The 16,211-nt window shown below is 58.9% G+C and carries 12 protein-coding genes; 9 read left to right on the top strand and 3 right to left on the bottom strand.

Annotation, left to right across the window (positions count from 1 at the left end; translation table 11 throughout):
• Nucleotides 1-6: 6 nt before the first annotated feature.
• A complete protein-coding gene (locus OQ273_RS10855) occupies nucleotides 7-1,167 on the top strand; it encodes a Gfo/Idh/MocA family protein (RefSeq protein ID WP_267990522.1) in 1,161 nt (386 codons plus the stop codon).
• Here the strand turns inward: OQ273_RS10855 and OQ273_RS10850 are convergent.
• Complete coding sequence (locus OQ273_RS10850) at nucleotides 1,164-2,162, bottom strand: LacI family DNA-binding transcriptional regulator (RefSeq protein WP_267990521.1); 999 nt, start codon at nucleotides 2,160-2,162, stop codon at nucleotides 1,164-1,166. The two genes, OQ273_RS10855 and OQ273_RS10850, sit on opposite strands and share 4 nt — an antisense overlap.
• A gap of 207 nt (nucleotides 2,163-2,369) precedes the next feature.
• On the opposite strand from OQ273_RS10850, the gene OQ273_RS10845 reads away from it, so the two are divergent.
• The 8 genes from OQ273_RS10845 to OQ273_RS10810 all read left to right on the top strand — a co-directional run bounded on the left by OQ273_RS10845 (nucleotide 2,370) and on the right by OQ273_RS10810 (nucleotide 13,450).
• Nucleotides 2,370-4,283, top strand: a complete 1,914-nt coding sequence (locus tag OQ273_RS10845) for a helix-turn-helix transcriptional regulator (protein ID WP_267990520.1) — start codon at nucleotides 2,370-2,372, stop codon at nucleotides 4,281-4,283.
• 166 nt (nucleotides 4,284-4,449) lie between these two features.
• Nucleotides 4,450-5,478, top strand: coding sequence for an ABC transporter permease (locus OQ273_RS10840; RefSeq protein ID WP_333781704.1), 1,029 nt, complete (start codon nucleotides 4,450-4,452; stop codon nucleotides 5,476-5,478).
• Nucleotides 5,478-6,353, top strand: a complete 876-nt coding sequence (locus OQ273_RS10835) for an ABC transporter permease (RefSeq protein WP_267990518.1) — start codon at nucleotides 5,478-5,480, stop codon at nucleotides 6,351-6,353. The genes OQ273_RS10840 and OQ273_RS10835 overlap by 1 nt, the downstream gene beginning before the upstream one ends.
• Nucleotides 6,354-6,356: 3 nt before the next feature.
• Nucleotides 6,357-8,036, top strand: a complete 1,680-nt coding sequence (locus tag OQ273_RS10830) for a dipeptide ABC transporter ATP-binding protein (protein WP_267990517.1) — start codon at nucleotides 6,357-6,359, stop codon at nucleotides 8,034-8,036.
• Between the two features lie 25 nt (nucleotides 8,037-8,061).
• On the top strand, nucleotides 8,062-9,633 hold the full coding sequence (locus OQ273_RS10825; RefSeq protein WP_267990516.1) for a hydantoinase/oxoprolinase family protein: 1,572 nt from the start codon (nucleotides 8,062-8,064) through the stop codon (nucleotides 9,631-9,633).
• Nucleotides 9,614-10,753, top strand: coding sequence for an S-methyl thiohydantoin desulfurase family protein (locus OQ273_RS10820; protein ID WP_267990515.1), 1,140 nt, complete (start codon nucleotides 9,614-9,616; stop codon nucleotides 10,751-10,753). Before OQ273_RS10825 ends, OQ273_RS10820 begins: the two co-directional genes overlap by 20 nt.
• Complete coding sequence (locus OQ273_RS10815) at nucleotides 10,750-11,838, top strand: S-methyl thiohydantoin desulfurase family protein (protein WP_267990514.1); 1,089 nt, start codon at nucleotides 10,750-10,752, stop codon at nucleotides 11,836-11,838. Before OQ273_RS10820 ends, OQ273_RS10815 begins: the two co-directional genes overlap by 4 nt.
• A 34-nt stretch (nucleotides 11,839-11,872) precedes the next feature.
• Entirely contained in the window at nucleotides 11,873-13,450 is a 1,578-nt protein-coding gene (locus tag OQ273_RS10810; RefSeq protein ID WP_267990513.1) for an ABC transporter substrate-binding protein, read from the top strand.
• A 234-nt stretch (nucleotides 13,451-13,684) separates the two neighbouring features.
• On the opposite strand, the gene OQ273_RS10805 is transcribed toward OQ273_RS10810, so the two are convergent.
• Both OQ273_RS10805 and OQ273_RS10800 read right to left on the bottom strand, forming a co-directional pair.
• Nucleotides 13,685-14,515 (bottom strand): GntR family transcriptional regulator, encoded by an 831-nt coding sequence (locus OQ273_RS10805; protein WP_267990512.1) that lies wholly within the window; start codon nucleotides 14,513-14,515, stop codon nucleotides 13,685-13,687.
• 152 nt (nucleotides 14,516-14,667) lie between these two features.
• Nucleotides 14,668-16,173, bottom strand: a complete 1,506-nt coding sequence (locus OQ273_RS10800; protein WP_267990511.1) for a sulfatase — start codon at nucleotides 16,171-16,173, stop codon at nucleotides 14,668-14,670.
• Between the last annotated feature and the right edge of the window lie 38 nt (nucleotides 16,174-16,211).

Raw genomic sequence — 16,211 nt, 5'->3', positions numbered from 1 at the left:
AAGACCATGGCCAGACTCAATTGGGGAATGATCGGCGGCGGTGAGGGCAGCCAGATCGGGCCGGCCCACCGCATCAGTGCCGGACTTGACGGACATTTTCACCTCGCTGCTGGTGCGCTTGATGTCGATCCGGCGCGGGGTAAGGCCTATGCTGAAAAGCTGGGTATTGCGCCGGACCGCGCCTATGGCAACTGGCGCGAAATGCTCGAAGGCGAAAGCGGCCGCGATGACCGGATCGATCTCGTAACCGTGGCAACGCCAAATTCCACCCACTACGAGATCACCAAGGCGTTTCTGGAAAACGGCTTCAATGTCCTGTGCGAAAAGCCGATGACAATGACCGTCGAGGAAGCCGAGGACATTGTCGAGACGGTAAGAAATTCGGGCAAGATCTGCGCGGTGAACTATGGTTATTCGGGCTATGCCATGGTGCGGCATATGCGGGCAATGGTTGCGCGGGGCGATCTGGGTAAAGTGCGGCTCGTAAAGGCTGAGTTTGCCCACGGTTTTCATGCCGACGCTGCCGATGCCGACAATCCAAGGATCCGCTGGCGTTACGATCCCGCTCAGATTGGACCTTCTGCCCAGTTTGCCGACTGCGGAATCCATGCTCTGCATCTGGCGAATTTTGTCTCGGGGCAGGAGTCTCAGAGCCTTTCGGCAGACTTCATCTCCGCAATCGACTCCAGAACGCTTGAAGATGACGCCATGGTCAATGTGCGTCTTGATGGCGGTGCCGTTGTCAGGCTGTGGACAAGCGCCGTCGCCGTCGGCCGGATGCATGGCCTTGGCGTCCAGGTTTTCGGGGAGAAGGGCGGCTTGCGCTGGGAGCAGGAACATCCCAACCAGCTCTACTGGACACCCGTTGGCGGCCGGACCGAAATCCTGGAGAGAGGTGCGCCCGATCTGTCGCCTGAAGCAGACAGGGCATCGCGCGTCACCATCGGCCATGCCGAAGGTATGCCGCTTGCCTTCGCCAATATCTATGCCGATCTGGCCGAGGTCATAAGCGCCGCAAAAGAGGGCCGCACGCCGGATCCGGTGGCCATGTCCTATCCGACGGCGGAAGACGGGCTGCGTTCCATGGCGGCCATCCGTTCCGCCGTGGACTCAGCATCCGGGAACGGTGCCTGGACGGATGCCCGGCCGCCCTCCATGCGCGGCTAGGGCAGGGGCTTTAGACTGCTGCGCTCGGTAATGGAACAGGGAAATAACAGGTTCTTGTTTCCCTCTTCCGATCCTTCGATCATGGCGACGACAAGCTCGACCGAGCTCAGGATGATGTCACGAACCGGTTGGCGGATGGTGGTCAGATCATAGGCCGACCAGCTCGCCATATTCATGTCGTTAAAGCCGAGAAATCCGATTTCTTCGGGGATGGACAGGCCGTATTCACGGGCGGCGTCCATTGCACCCATGCAGATGAGATCATCACCGCAAAACAGTGCTTCCACTGTCCGCTCATCAAGTAGAGTGGCCATGGCCTCCTTGCCGGATGCGTAGGAATACTCGCTTGCGAAACGCACATCCACCGGTTCGATACCGAGTTCTGATGTCCGCTTCAGGAAGCCTTCAAGGCGGTCCTGTGTCGATGTTGCCGATTGCGGGCCGGCGAGCAGGGCGATGTTACGGTACCCGCGGTCGAACAGTGTCTGAGCGGCCATCTCGCCGCAATGCCTGTTGTCGATGCCGACAATACTCACGCCGGAGGAGGTGTGGATCTTCCCGAACGCATGAATGACGGGAACGCCCGCCTTGCGAAAAGCGTTGGGAAAGGTGGGCGGAAGGGTCGATGTTGCGATGATGATGCCGTCGACGCGATACTGGCGCAGCATCTCCAGAGATTTTTCAGAGTCGGTCTCGGTGCTCAGATTGACGAGCAGTGGGCGAAAGCCGCGCCTCTGCAGCGTTTGGGTGAAAAGGTCGAAAACCTCAAGAAAAACCGGGTTGCGGAAGTTGTTGGCAACGAGGCCGATCAGCTTGGTCCGGTTTGTGGCAAGGCTGCGGGCAATCAGGCTTGGCCGGTATCCGAGTTCTTCGGCGGCCTCTTCAACCTTTTGGCGCGTTTTGGCGGAAACGCTGGCGCCTTCTGTGAATGTGCGCGAGACGGCGGAGCGTGAAACGCCGGCCCGGGCTGCGACTTCCTTCAGCGTTACCGTCAATGATCCACCTGCATGTTCCCCCGGCTTTCCACCGCCCTTTTTAAATCCTGCGGCAAAAATAGCCGCACGGGGCAATTGCCGCAACTGCACGCATTTATGAATTCGTTTACCTCAAGCCAGCGAACCGGCCGGCTGCGCTGCTTGCGTATCGGATAAATCTGCCTTCAGATAAAAGACGCATCAATTTCGGAAACCGGATTTTTGGTAATGGACCTGACCGCAAGGAACCTGACGCGAGACCTCGTGTCGCAGCTGGATGAACAGGAAACAGAGCTTCTTTCGTCACTAACAGTTGTCGGCGGCGCTGACCGGGCCGAACCGCGTCGGACCTGCCGCCGGCTGGTGAAAAAGCTCCCAAACTGCCTTCGCTTAGACGACGACACCGGAAAAATCGAGTTTTGCAGCGATGATCTGCGGGCCCTGTTTGCCGATGTTCTTTCTTCCAGATGCCGATCGGACGCGCTTGCGGAGGCCGCAACGCTCTATGCCGGTGGCGATGTGGTGAGCGCGATTGAGGCGGCCCAGGCCGCCGGTGATTATGCCCAGGCGCTCGAATGGTTCCGCGAGCAGGGCAATCAGTTTTTCATGCATCTGCATGGGCTTGATTCCTGTCTTCGGATTGTCTCGAATTTTCCGGAGGATATGCGGCGCAGCAATGCGACGCTCGCCGTTGCATTGGCGATGCACGCGCTCAAATCCGGTAGCGTCAACCGGGCAAGGCACATTGTGCGCGAGCATTTCGGGCCCGAGGCGCTTGACCTTGAGCGTGTGGCCGCAAATCCGCAACTCTATTCGCGGGACTTTCGAATGTTCCGGCTCGTCATGTCGATCTACGAGGACTACGCCATCGGCAACACGGTGCGTGAACACATGTTCGAGCTGCTTGGAGAGTTGGAACTCGACGATCATCTCAATCGGGGCGGGATATACAACACAATGCTGGAGGTGTGCATCCAGCGTCAGCAGCTTGACGCCGCCGAGGAAATGGCGAACCGGGCAAGCCACCACTACAACAAGGCCGGCGTTCCGCTTCTGGTGTTTTACATCGAGCTTCACAGGGCGGTTTTTTCGCTCGTACGCGGTGTGCTGCCGGAGGTCGAAAGCGCGGTGCGCGACGCCGATGCGGCACTCTATCAGGTGACATTCGAGACGCCGACGGATCATCGTCTGCTTGGCCTGATCAAGGCGGTCCTTGCCTATGAGAAGGGCAACGCCGAGCAGCTTGTGACCTATCTGAGCGAGGAGTTCGACAAATTCGCCTATGGAGAGCTTTGGCCGACGATAACCGAACTGGCGCTTTATTACGGAAGCCTGGCAATCAGTGGCGAGCTCGGCATTGCCGCCGCACGCACCTTTCTCGACAAGTGGCGGATCCAGGAATGGCGCTCGCGGCGATTTAATTTCGTTATCACGATCAGGCAGGTGGATATCCTGCAAAACCACAATCGCTGGCAGGAGGCGGCCGAACTGCTGACGAGCGTTCAATCACGGATCAACATGACCTGGGTTGAAAGCGCCGAGGAAGCGCTGGAACTGCTTGACGACACGCGCGAGATAGCAATTGCCTTTGCATGGATGCGGCATCTCATCCGCAATGCGCCACGCAACGCCATGCGATTGCGCCAGGTCGAGCATTTTCGCGCCAACCCGAATGTCAACGATCGCCAGCGCAGCACGCTGTCACTCTGGCTTGCCTATCTCGCCCGGCAGCAACGCGACCTCACCAAGGCGCGGGCGCAATTCACGAAAGTGCTGGACGGTGCGGCGCGCATGGGCGCCATGACCCATCTGATCGGCGAAAAGGTGATTGTCGACAGGTTGATGGAAGACAAGCGTATCAGCCAGTTTGTCCGCGCAGCGCCAGGGGGCACAGAAGTGCTTCGGCGTCTCGATGTATTCCATTCCGGTGGGCGTCAACGGGAGGTTTCCGGTCTTACCCGGCAGGAATTGCGCGTTTTGACCCTGGTCGCGGAAGGCGCATCCAATAAATTCGTAGCCCGTCAGCTGCGCCTGTCGGAAGTCACCGTCAAATTCCATCTCGGCAACATCTACAGGAAGATGGGATGCACAAAACGCTCGGAGGCGATATCCGCGGCCCGGGCGCTGAATTGGGTGGCCTAGCTTCGTCAGAAGCGCTGATTTTGCACAAAACCTATACGTATTTTTAGAAAACCTATACCTTTTGCAGATTGTGGCTGCGGTCCGCCAGCGTCAGTCTTTAGCCCGACACATCTGACGACGTGAACGGATGAGCCGTTCGCGCGCCCATGTGGAAGATCGGGCCGCAATGCAGACCAATCCAGTCAGCCTAATGCTCAGACGGCTAGTCGGCTTTGCCGGCGTCATGTTTGTGCTTTCGGCGATGATCTTCATTCTTGCCCGGATCGTGCCCGGCGATCCGGCCCGTATTGCGCTCGGGCCGAGCGCGACCCAACAACAGGTCGATGAAATGCGTGTCGAGATGGGGCTCGATGCACCGCTTTGGCAGCAATACACCGATTATGTCTGGCGCGGTCTGCAGGGTGATTTTGGCAAATCGCTGATATCGGGCCGACAGGTCAGCAACGAAATCGCCGCGCTTTTGCCTGCCACACTGGAACTGGTGATCGTCACGGTCCTGCTGATTGTCGCGATCTCGATCCCGCTGGGCGTCATGACGGCCCGTTACCGCAATAGCTGGATCGACAATGCGGGTCGCTTTTTCTCCATCGTCGGCGTCACAATGCCGAGTTTCCTGTTCGCCATACTGCTCCAGCTTGTCGCGGCCAATTTCCTGACGGATTGGCCGGTGCTCGGCCGCGTGAACTACTCGCTTGAGCTTCCACCAGGTCCCACCGGCCTGCTGCTGATCGATTCAGCCGTGCATGGCGACTGGGCCGTTTTTCGCAGCGCCCTTCAACATCTGATCTTCCCGGCGCTTGCGCTGGCAATGGCTGGGATCGGGCAGATCACCCGCATCACACGATCGGCGATGATTGAACATCAAAGACGCGACCATGTCCTGACGCTGAAATCATTCGGCGTTCCGGACAGGGTCATTGTCTTTCGCTACCTTCTAAAACTCTCCTCCATAGCGCCCTTGACGATCATGGGCCTCGAATTCGCTTCGCTGATCGGCAACGCCTTTGTCGTCGAACTGGTGTTTTCCTGGGGCGGATTCGCCTCCTACGGGCTTGAGGCAATCCTGCAAAAGGACCTCAACGCTGTCATGGCGGTCGTGCTGGTATCCGGCTTCTTTTTTGTCGTCGCCAATCTGGTGATCGATATCGTGCTGATGGCGATCGACCCGAGGCTGCGCTTCAAGGAGGCGAACTGATGTCGGTCGTCTCACAAAACGAGCCGGCGACCCTGTCGGCGCGCTACATGGCCTGGTACCGCTTTTCCCGCAATCCGTCTGCCGTCATCGGCGGCCTGATGGTGCTGTCGGTCATTCTGGTGGCAATTCTGGCGCCGCTGATCGCCCCTTATCCGGAGGATTTCGGCGCTGCGGTCGATTTCCGTAATCGCCACAGGGCGCCGGACTGGGCGCACTGGATGGGGACCGACAAAGTCGGACGGGATATTCTGACGCGTGTCATTTTCGGCTTCCGGATCTCACTCCTGCTTGTGATTGGTGTTCTGGGCGTTGCGGTCCCGGTCGGCGCCGCCCTTGGAATGCTTGCCGGATACTTCAGCGGTCTGACCGAGAAAATCATCACCGGATTTACCAATGTGATGCTGGCGATCCCGCCATTGATCATGGCGTTGGCGATCGGCAACGTTCTGGAGCCGAACCTTGTCAATGCCATGCTTGCGATCACGCTTCTGTGGTGGACGTGGCACGCGCGGCTCATCTACCGCGTATCTAAGTCGATCGCGACCGAAGACTTTGTCGAGGCTGCAAGGCTTGCCGGTGCCAGCCACTGGCATGTGCTCACACGGGAGATATTGCCCAACTGCGTGTCCGTAATATCGGTCAAGACGACCCTTGATGCCGCCTTTGTCATTCTTTTCGGCGCGACGCTGTCCTTCCTCGGACTTGGCGTGAAACCGCCGACCCCCGATCTCGGCTCTATGGTTGCCGATGGCCGGCAGTTCCTGCCCGAGATGTGGTGGGGTGTCCTCGGACCGGGCTTTGCGATCTTCTATGCCACGCTTGGCTTCAACCTCCTGGGTGACGGCCTGCGCGACATGTTCGACGTGGAGGTTTGAGCAGTGACAAGCCTCCTAGAAATCCAGGATCTCAACGTCTCCTTCAGAAATTACGGCCTCGTCAACAACGTGCTCAAGGACGTCGCGCTGAAGATACCGGAGGGTGGCCGTGTCGCGCTCATTGGCGAGACAGGCTCCGGCAAGTCGGTCACCAGCAAGGCGATCCTCGGCACTCTGCCCGAAAACGCCATTGTCGAGAGTGGCAGCATCCGGTTTGACGGGGAGGACGTGTTGACGCTTTCGCGCGGCAAGCGCGAAGCGATGAAGGGCACTGCCTTTTCGATCATCATGCAGGATCCGTTGAGCTCGTTTAACCCGGTTTTCCGGATCGGACGGCATCTCGATGATGTGCTCCGATTTTCCGATCGCCGGCTCGGGGAGAGTTCCGATGCGGCGGACCGGCGTCAGCGCATAGGGCAGGTCCTCAGGCAGGTGCAGCTTTCCGATCCCGACCGCATCTTCAACGCATATCCGTCGCAATTGTCAGGCGGTATGCGCCAGCGCGTCCTGATCGCTCTGGCCTTGTTACACCAGCCGCGGCTCCTGATCGCGGATGAGCCGGGAACGGCGCTTGATGTGACGACCCAGGACGAGATCATGAAGCTGATCAACCGGCTGGTTTCGGACAACGGGCTGTCGCTGCTGATGATTACCCACAATCTCGGCGTCGTGCGTAAGATGGCCGACGACATCTTCGTCATGCGCCATGGCGAGATTGTGGAAAACGGCCCGCTGACAACGCTTTTCAAAACGCCGCAGCAGGCCTATACCCGCCAGTTGATCAGTGCGATCCCGCCGCTTTACGGGCCGGGTGTCGAGGACCAGCCTCCGGTGGAGGCCGAGCCGATCATCAGTCTTGCCAACGTGTCCAAGACGTTTGAGGACAGGGGCATTTTTCGGCGCGGCGACAGCCATCGTGCTGTCAACAATGTGTCGTTGACCGTGGCGAAAGGCGAGATTTTCGGCCTTGCGGGGGAATCAGGGTCTGGAAAGACGACGGTCGCCCGCATGATCATGGGGCTGATCCGGCCAAGCGGCGGAACGATCTCCGTCGATGGCGGTGCCGTGGGCGGCGGGGAACGGGGCTCGGATTATCGGCGCCTCATACAGATTGTCTATCAAAACCCTGGAACGTCGCTCAATCCAAAGCGTACCGTCGGTCAGACTTTGTCTGTGCCGTTGCGGTTTGCCGGGCTTGGCGCGCAGCAGGCAGAGGGGCGGATCCAGGAGTTGCTGACGCATGTCGAACTTGCGCCGCACTATGTTTCCAAATATCCCCACGAATTGTCGGGTGGCCAAAAGCAGCGTGTCGCGATTGCACGGGCCCTGGCCGCCGATCCCAAGATCATCGTTCTTGATGAGCCGACATCGGCACTCGACGTGTCGGTGCAGAAGAACGTTATCGATCTTCTGCAAAGGCTGCGCGACGAACTTGGCCTGACCTTTCTCTTCATCTCGCACGACCTGTCGCTGATGCGCAATTTCTGCAGCCGCATCGCCATTATGCTGCGCGGCGAGCTGGTGGAGAGCGGTGAGCCTCGATCCGTGTTCGCCGACCCCCAACATCCCTATACGCGAGCGCTGATCGCCGCCGTGCCGGTGATGAGCGATGAAGAAGATCGCCTGAAACCCAAGACGAGTATCGAGGAGCAGAGACGGTATCTCGCCGATACCGTTGCCTGACCCCAAGAGTGACAAGGAGAGTGCGGTGTATCGACTAGGAATTGACGTTGGCGGAACCAACACCGACGCGGTCGTCATGCATGAGCGCGAGGTGTTGTCAGGCTTCAAGGCCTCCACCACGCAGGACGTGACCAGCGGCGTTGTAGAAGCGCTCGAGGGCGCGATCGGAAAGGCCGGCATCGACCGCAAGCAGATCGACAAGGTGATGATCGGCACGACCCATTTCACCAATGCCGTGATCGAGCGCAAGCATATCAATCCCGTCGCGGCGATCAGGCTTGGCCTTCCGGCAACGGCCTGCTTGCCGCCGATGGTCGATTGGCCGGCGGATCTGCGCGAGGCGGCCGGTGACAGCGGATATCTGGTTCGTGGTGGCTACGAGTTCGACGGGCGCGAGATCGCGCCGCTCGATGAGGACGAGCTCGACCGCATCTGCGATGATATCAATAGCCGCAAAACCAAGGTTGCGTCGGTCAGTTCGGTGTTCAGCCCGATCAATCAGGACATGGAGCGCGTGGCCCGCGATCATATCCGTAAACGCTGTCCTGACGTTTCCGTGGTGCTTTCCAGCGATATCGGGCGCATTGGCCTGCTTGAGCGCGAGAGCGCGGCGATCATGAATGCCAGCCTGCTGTCGCTGAGCGAGCGCACGGTCGATGCTTTTGCGAGCGCGCTCACCTCGGCGGGTCTCGACTGCGATTTCTATATTACCCAGAACGACGGCACGTTGATGAATGCCGACATGGTCAAGCACTTTCCAGTACTGACCTTTGCGTCGGGACCGACAAACTCCATGCGCGGTGCGGCATTCCTGACCGGCGAACGCAACGGCATCGTCGTCGATATCGGCGGCACGACCACGGACGTCGGTGCCCTGCAGCATGGTTTCCCGAGGCAGGCCGCCACTGTTGTGGATATTGGCGGCGTGCGCACGAATTTCCGCATGCCGGATGTTTTTTCGGTCGGCCTGGGCGGCGGTTCGCTGGTGCGCCGGGATGATTCGGGTACTGTGACCGTCGGTCCACAGTCCGTAGGGTTCCGGATCACCAGCGAAGCGTTGGTCTTTGGCGGCGAAACGCTGACGGCAACCGATATCGCGGTGGCGAGAGGCGAAGCGGATATAGGCGATGCGGCACGCGTTGCCGGTGTCGACAAGGATACGGTCGAAAAGGCAAGGGCGGCGATAACGCAGTTGCTGCAACGCGCCGTCGAACGCAGCCGCATCTCGCCTGATCCCATTCCTGTCATAGCCGTCGGCGGCGGCTCCATTTTGATGCCGGACAAACTGGCTGACCTTGATGTCGTGCGGCCGGAGAATTTCGCGGTTGCCAACGCCGTTGGCGCCGCGATCGCCCAGATAAGCGGTGAAGTGGATCGGATCTACTCGCTGGAAAACGGGCTGACACGCGAAGAGTGCCTCAAGCAGGCCGAGCGGGAGGCGACCGAAAAAGCCGTTGCGTCCGGCGCTTCGCCGTCGACCATCGAAACGATTGAGCGTGAGGATGTTCCGCTCGCTTATCTGCCGGGCAATGCGACACGCATTCACGTCAAGGTGGTTGGAGAAATGGAGGGCGCGCATGCTGTCGCGGCACGCTGATCTCTACTCCATCGGCGAGGAGGAAATCGAAGCCCTTGAAGTTGGCGCGGCGATCCTGGGGACCGGCGGCGGCGGCAACCCGTATATCGGCAAGTTGCGTGCGCTGCAGGTGCTGCGCGAGGGTAGAAAGATGCGGGTACTTCCGCTCCAGGCGCTTCCGGACGACGCCAAGGTCGTTTCCGTCGGCGGGATCGGTGCGCCCTTGATCTCACATGAACGGATCAAGGAGGGCAGGGAGGGCCTGCGATGCATCCGCGCACTGGAGGAGCGGCTCGACTTTAAAATCGACGCCATCGCCTGCGAGGAAATCGGCGGCCAGAACGCGATGGAACCGCTCATCGTTGCGGCGCTTGCAGACCTGCCCGTGGTTGATTGCGACGGCATGGGACGCGCTTTTCCGGAAATGCAGATGACCACCTATTCGATCTACGGGCATCGCAGCACGCCGAGCGCCATGTGTGACCTGCATGGCAATGTTGTGATCTTTGACCATGCGGCATCCGAATTGTGGCACGAGCGGCTTGCCCGCGCCTGTGTGATCGCGCAGGGCGGTGCCTCATCCCTTGCAAGCGCGCCGATGCCGGGTGTCTTCGTCAAACGCTTTGCCATTCCTGATTCCTACAGCCGGGCGATTTCCCTTGGTCGCACCGTTCGCGAAGCACAGCGTAACAATGCCGATGCGGTTGAGGCGATCTGCCGGTTCGAGCAGGGGCAACTGGTGTTTACCGGCAAGATCAGCGATGTGCGGCGCGAGCTCAAAGGCGGCTTTGTTGCCGGCGAAGCCCGGATCGAGGGGTTCGACAAGCACGAAGGCGATGTTGCCTCGATCATTATTCAGAATGAAAACCTGGTGTTTTCCCGCAACGGCAAGACCGAGGTCGTGGTCCCGGATCTCATCGTGATCCTCGACATCGACACTGGCGAGGCGATTACCACCGAATTGCTGCGCTACGGGCAGCGCGTCAGCGTTCTGGCTCTTCCGTGCCACCCCTTGCTGCGTACGCCAGAGGCGTTGGCGGTTGTCGGTCCGGCCGGATTCGGCCTTGGTCATCTCAATTATCTGCCGCTTGACGACGTGAACGCGCCGGGCGCCGGCCCCACGGAGGACGCGAAACAATGAGCACTCACACGATTACGGCCAACGAGATGGAAGCCATCGCCACTGGCGGCGCTTTTCTCGGCACAGGCGGCGGGGGCGATCCCTACATCGGCAAGCTCATGGCCCAGGCGGCCATCGAACAGCATGGTCCGGTAGAGGTCATTGCGCCCGAGGACGTCAAGGACGACTGGCTCTGCGTTCCCGTCTGCATGATGGGCGCGCCGACCGTGATGCTGGAAAAGTTGCCTGCCGGAGATGAGGCGAACCGGGCGCTGGAGCAGCTTGAGGCGTTTTTGGGACGCAAGGCCGATGCGCTTATCTGCATTGAGGCCGGCGGGCTTAACTCGACCATCCCGTTCGCCGTTGCGGCGGCGACAGGCCTGCCGCTGATCGACGGTGACGGAATGGGGCGTGCCTTTCCCGAGCTGCAGATGGTCTCCTTCACCATGCAAGGCGTCGCCGCGACACCGATGGTCATTGCCGATGAGAAAGGCAACAGCTCAGTCATCAACGCCATTTCAAACCTTTGGACCGAGCGATTGGCGCGCTCCCAGACAATCGAAATGGGCGGCTCTGCACTGGTTGCGCTCTATCCGATGAGCGGTGAAGAGGTCAAAAGAGGCATTCTTCGCCATACGCTGTCCCTGATCCTTGACATTGGTCAGGTGATCACGGGCGAACGCGGCTGCAACAGGAATCCCGCGACGGCGCTTATCGAAAAGCTCAACGGAAAGCGTCTCTTTTCCGGCCGCGTCATCGACATCGAGCGCAAAACAGAAGGCGGGTTTGCGCGCGGGCGGGCGGTCATCAAGGGCATGGATGAGGATCAGGGACGCGTGTTCCGGGTCGATTTCCAGAACGAGTTCCTCATTGCGCTTGACGATGACGACAAGCCGCTTGCCGTCACGCCGGATCTCATCTGCGCGCTTGATGCCGATGGCGGGCTGCCGGTGACGACCGAGCAGCTTCGCTACGGGCTCGCGGTGACGATGATCGGGCTGCCTTGTGATGCGCAATGGCGTTCGCCTGCCGGTATCGAGCTCGTTGGCCCGGGCTACTTCGGTTACCCGCAGGCCTACACACCATTGGAGGACTTGCCGCTTTAACCATCAAACAATCCAACGAAACGGAGAAAGCAAAATGAAATACTTCAGGAAGGGAATGGCATTTGCGGCCGGTTTGGCCGCTGCAACAGCGCTTACAACACCGGCGCTGAGCGACGACAAGGTCACGCTGGTCGTCAACACGGTTCAGATCTTCGGAACGATCGATCCGGCTAAGATTAACGACTACACCGAATATATGGCCGCGGTGAACCTTTATGACGGCCTGACAACGGTGAACGGCGCCGGGCAGATTGTTCCGCAGCTTGCCGAGAGCTGGGAGGTGTCGGAGGACAACACCAAATACACATTCAAGCTCAAGCAGGGCGCGACATTCCAGGATGGCAGCCCGGTTGAAGCCAAGGATGTCGTGTTTTCCATGCAGAGGCTTTTGTCGATCAATGAGGGGCCATCATATCTGTTTGCCGATCTGATCGATCCGCAGAATGTCAAGGCGATCGACAGTGGAACGGTCGAAATTACCCTCAACCGGGTCTACTCGCCGTTCCTGTCCAATACGCCGCTGATCCTTGTGGTCAACTCGGATCTGGTTGCGGAGCAGAATGACGGTGAATGGGGCGAAACCTATCTTGCCGACAAGTCCGCCGGCGCCGGTCCCTACAATCTGGAAAACTGGACGCGCGGTGCGCAGATGATGATGAGCCGGTACGAGGGCTATCATGCCGGTTGGCCTAATGAAAAACCCATCGACGAACTGCGTTTTGTCGTCACGCGCGACGAAGCGACGATCAAAGCGCTGGCGGCAAAGGGCGAACTTGGCATGTCCTCGCAGTATCAGGGCGTCGAGACCTACGACGCCATCGCCAAGATGGATGACTACAAGATCATCTCGGCGGATACCGCGACCGGCTTCTACCTCAAGCTCAACAACCAGCTCCCGCCGACGGATGACGTCCATATCCGCCGCGCGATTGCCTATGCGATGGACTACGAGACCATACGCGAAGTGATCTTTCCGGGCGGCCAGTTGAGCGGGCCTCTCGCACCGGTCTTTGCCGATGCCTACCTCGATAGTCTTCCAGCGCCTGAATACAATCTCGAGAAGGCCAAGGAAGAAGTCGCCAAGTCGAAATATGCAGGCCAGGAGCCGATCAAGATCACCCATGGCTATGTCGCCAAGACGGCCTTCGAGGAAGAGATCGGCCTGCTGTTCAAATCGGCGCTCGAATCCATCGGCTTCGAGGTTGAGCTTCAGCCGGAGCCCTGGAACCGCATCACCGAACTTGCGACATCCATCGAAACGTCTCCCAACGCGACGCAGGTCTTTTACGGACCCACCTATCCGTCTCCGGATTCGGTGTTTTATGTCCAGTATCATTCGAATGCCAAAGGCACTTGGGCTTCGATGGAGTGGGTGCTGAGCGACGAGATCGATGCGCTGATCGACGAATCGCGCAGCACCACGGATACGGCCAAGCAGAACGAGATCTACAAGGCCATTCAGCAGAAGCTCTACGACATGCAGTCGGACGTGTTCCTGCTGACCCAGAACAAGCGCTTTGCGGCCAACAAATGCCTGCAGGGTTACGAATGGGTTCCCATGCAAAGCTGGGATACGGATTTTTCCCGTTACTGGTGGAATTGCGACCAGTAGCACCGGCCCCGTCTGCACTCCCAAGACAGGCCACACTTGCCCCCGGAGCAATTCCGGGGGCTTTTTCATGACAAGGCTATGGAGAACCGACAAGCCCCGGAGCTCGCCATTGGCGAGTTTTCGCAGGGGCGACTTGTCTATACGGGGCTACAGCAGATCACGGGCGAGGGGCCTGGCTGGCTGTGGAACAAGGTGCGTTTGTTCGAGAACCGCCTGAATTTCCCCGCGCTCGCTTCAGTCAACAATAGACAGATGCATGCTTGCTGCATCTGAATTGTAATATGCCCGGTAAAACTCGAGCGGCGTGTTGTCGGCCTCGTAGGCGATGGATTCGATCCACATCATCGGGGTTCCAGGAGCCACGCCCATGGCTTCACAGACGTAGTCTGGCGCTATCACGGCCCTGAACCAGCGCTCGCAGCGTCGCAACCGGCGGCCGTATCGTTCGCGTATCAGGCCGAGTATCGAGCGGTTCTCTATGTTGAGTGTTTCAAAGCCCGGAAGCTTCCCGCCATGCAGAGTCATATGGGTGTAGGTGATCGGCTTTTCGTCCATCCAGAAGAGTCGGCCAATGCGGATGACGGTTTCATCATCTTTGAGTTGCAGGGCGTCGCGTTCTTCCTGTTCGGCCTCGGCTCGTTGGAATTCGAACGTATTCGTCGACACCTGGTGGCCTCTGGAGACCATGTCGTCATAGACGCTGAGATTGCTTGTCAGAAACGCCGTCTCGAGCGGCGGCGCATCGACAAAGATGCCCTTTCGATGCACCTTGACGACAAGGCCGCGATTGGCCAGCGTTTGCATCGCGTTGCGCACGACAGTTCGTGAGACACCGAACATCTCCTTCAGTGCCTCCTCGGACGGCATGCGCGAATGCGGTTCGAGTTCACCGGCCCGGATCACAGCCTCAAGTTGCTCGGCGAGCTGACGCCACAGGGGCAGACTGACCGTCTTGGAAACAGAGATCTTCCCGCAAGCCTGCTGAAAACGGTCAGCGGCCTGCTTGTGCGCCTGGTCGAATTTTGGACGGCCCCGACCGCGAATCGAGACAACGTTCTCTGTCATGCCGGCCCCCATACCATGCTGCGACATAGACTTCGACCAACAATAGATATCCACACGGACAATTCAACCGCCGACTTGTTTCGGCTTTCGGCAATCCGGGCAGGGGACGGTCCCTAAAAGCCCTTGGCTCGGGTTGGTCAAGCCATCAGCATTCAGGCAAGGCCCAGACGCTCAAGCTGTTCTGCAGGCGCACCTTCCTGGGCGATCTTTTCCCGCAGCAGTTCGAGCATCCGTTCGCGTTGTTCCGGTTCCGCGTCCCAAAGGTTATGATCCTGGTTCGGGTCGTCCTTTCTGTTGAACAGAAAATTCTCATAGGTCCTTGGATCGATTTCGATCGGGATTTTCCACATCGGCAAAGGCACCGTCGGGTCGTAACGGTCTTGACCGACTGGCGCGTCCGGCAACTTCCCGACGCGTCCGTCGACCGGGTTGTCCACAAGAAGCGGCCTGTTGATCATGGTCGAGTAGGTGAAAAGCGGTTTGCCCTTGACGGGGGATTTAAACAGAATCCAGTCCCCATCGGTAATGCAAACACCTTGCCCAAACGTGCCGTAAAGAACCGCATCGCGGTGCTGTGCTCCGCCGAGCGCCGGCAGAATGCTGCTGGAGTGGCGGGTCTCATCGGGCAGGGGAGCCTCGGCGGCTTCGATCACGGTTGCGAATATGTCAACCGTTTGTGTCAAAGCCGAAACCCGCTCTTCGCTTTGATGATCGGGGTGCCAGACAATCATTGGGATATTGGCGTGGCTGTCATAGTGCGGGTACTGCTTGCCGAAAACGCCGCGCTGGCCAAGATCATGCCCATGGTCTGTCGTGAAGATGACCATCGTGTCGTCCCACAGGTCAAGAGTGGTCAGCTTGTCCAGGAAGAGACCAAGCCATTTATCCACCATCGTGGCCTTGCCCATATATTGCGATTTGAGGAAAGCGAGTTCCTCGGGCGTGGTCTGTTCCATGAAGGCATCAAGATCCGCATAGACCTGATAGGGAGGCCAGATACTGTAGTCGGCCGCCGAGCCGCCGTCGCTGTACATCGATGCATAGGGCTCCGGGACATGAAAGGGCTCATGCACGTCAAAGCTCTCAACCTGCAGGAAGAAGGGACCGGAGGCGGCATTTTCTTCCAGCCACTCGCCGGCTTTGCTGAAGACTTTTGCGGGGAAGAAATCTTCTTCTCCCTTAAAGTCCCGAACGTTCGCATAGTATTTTTCCATATGCTCTGCGGCTCGGAACTCTGACATCTTCTTGACCCAGTCCGGAACGTCGCCGGGTTTCGGCACTTTCCAGTTATCGGTTTCATGGCCGCGGATGAAATTGAGCGAAGCAAAACCCTGTATGTAGCCGTTCGCCATTTCCTCCCAGTAGTGATAGTGATCGGTGACGATGCCGGTATTGTAACCGGCCGCGCCGACCAGTTGCGGCAGCCGCGGATCAAAGATTTCCAGCGGTCCCCAGGGTCTCCACAAAAATTCCTTCCGTCCGGAGTAAATCTCTCGCCGCGCAGGCATGCAGGGAAGGCTCGCGATATAGTGATTGTCAAAGATCCGGCCTTTCCGCGCGAAAGCGTCAATGGACGGTGTTCGGCACCTCGTGTCGGGATTGTAAATGCTCAGGCAATCCTTGTTCAGGCTGTCGACCAGGATGAGAATAATATTCACGAGCGGTTCCTTTACGCACGGATTTGGCAAACGCAGAC

This window comes from Hoeflea prorocentri, from assembly GCF_027944115.1.
GTDB classification, from domain to species: Bacteria; Pseudomonadota; Alphaproteobacteria; order Rhizobiales; family Rhizobiaceae; genus Hoeflea_A; species Hoeflea_A prorocentri.
This window is presented reverse-complemented; position numbering and strand designations above follow the sequence as displayed.

Excerpts from the sequence above, each read along its gene's own strand:
- OQ273_RS10855 (WP_267990522.1), top strand. The coding sequence starts at position 7 with ATGGCCAGACTCAATTGGGGAATGATCGGCGGCGGTGAGGGCAGCCAG.
- OQ273_RS10845 (WP_267990520.1), top strand. The coding sequence starts at position 2,370 with ATGGACCTGACCGCAAGGAACCTGACGCGAGACCTCGTGTCGCAGCTG.
- OQ273_RS10840 (WP_333781704.1), top strand. The coding sequence starts at position 4,450 with ATGCAGACCAATCCAGTCAGCCTAATGCTCAGACGGCTAGTCGGCTTT.
- OQ273_RS10835 (WP_267990518.1), top strand. The coding sequence starts at position 5,478 with ATGTCGGTCGTCTCACAAAACGAGCCGGCGACCCTGTCGGCGCGCTAC.
- OQ273_RS10820 (WP_267990515.1), top strand. The coding sequence starts at position 9,614 with ATGCTGTCGCGGCACGCTGATCTCTACTCCATCGGCGAGGAGGAAATC.
- OQ273_RS10815 (WP_267990514.1), top strand. The coding sequence starts at position 10,750 with ATGAGCACTCACACGATTACGGCCAACGAGATGGAAGCCATCGCCACT.
- OQ273_RS10810 (WP_267990513.1), top strand. The coding sequence starts at position 11,873 with ATGAAATACTTCAGGAAGGGAATGGCATTTGCGGCCGGTTTGGCCGCT.
- OQ273_RS10805 (WP_267990512.1), bottom strand. The coding sequence starts at position 14,515 with ATGACAGAGAACGTTGTCTCGATTCGCGGTCGGGGCCGTCCAAAATTC.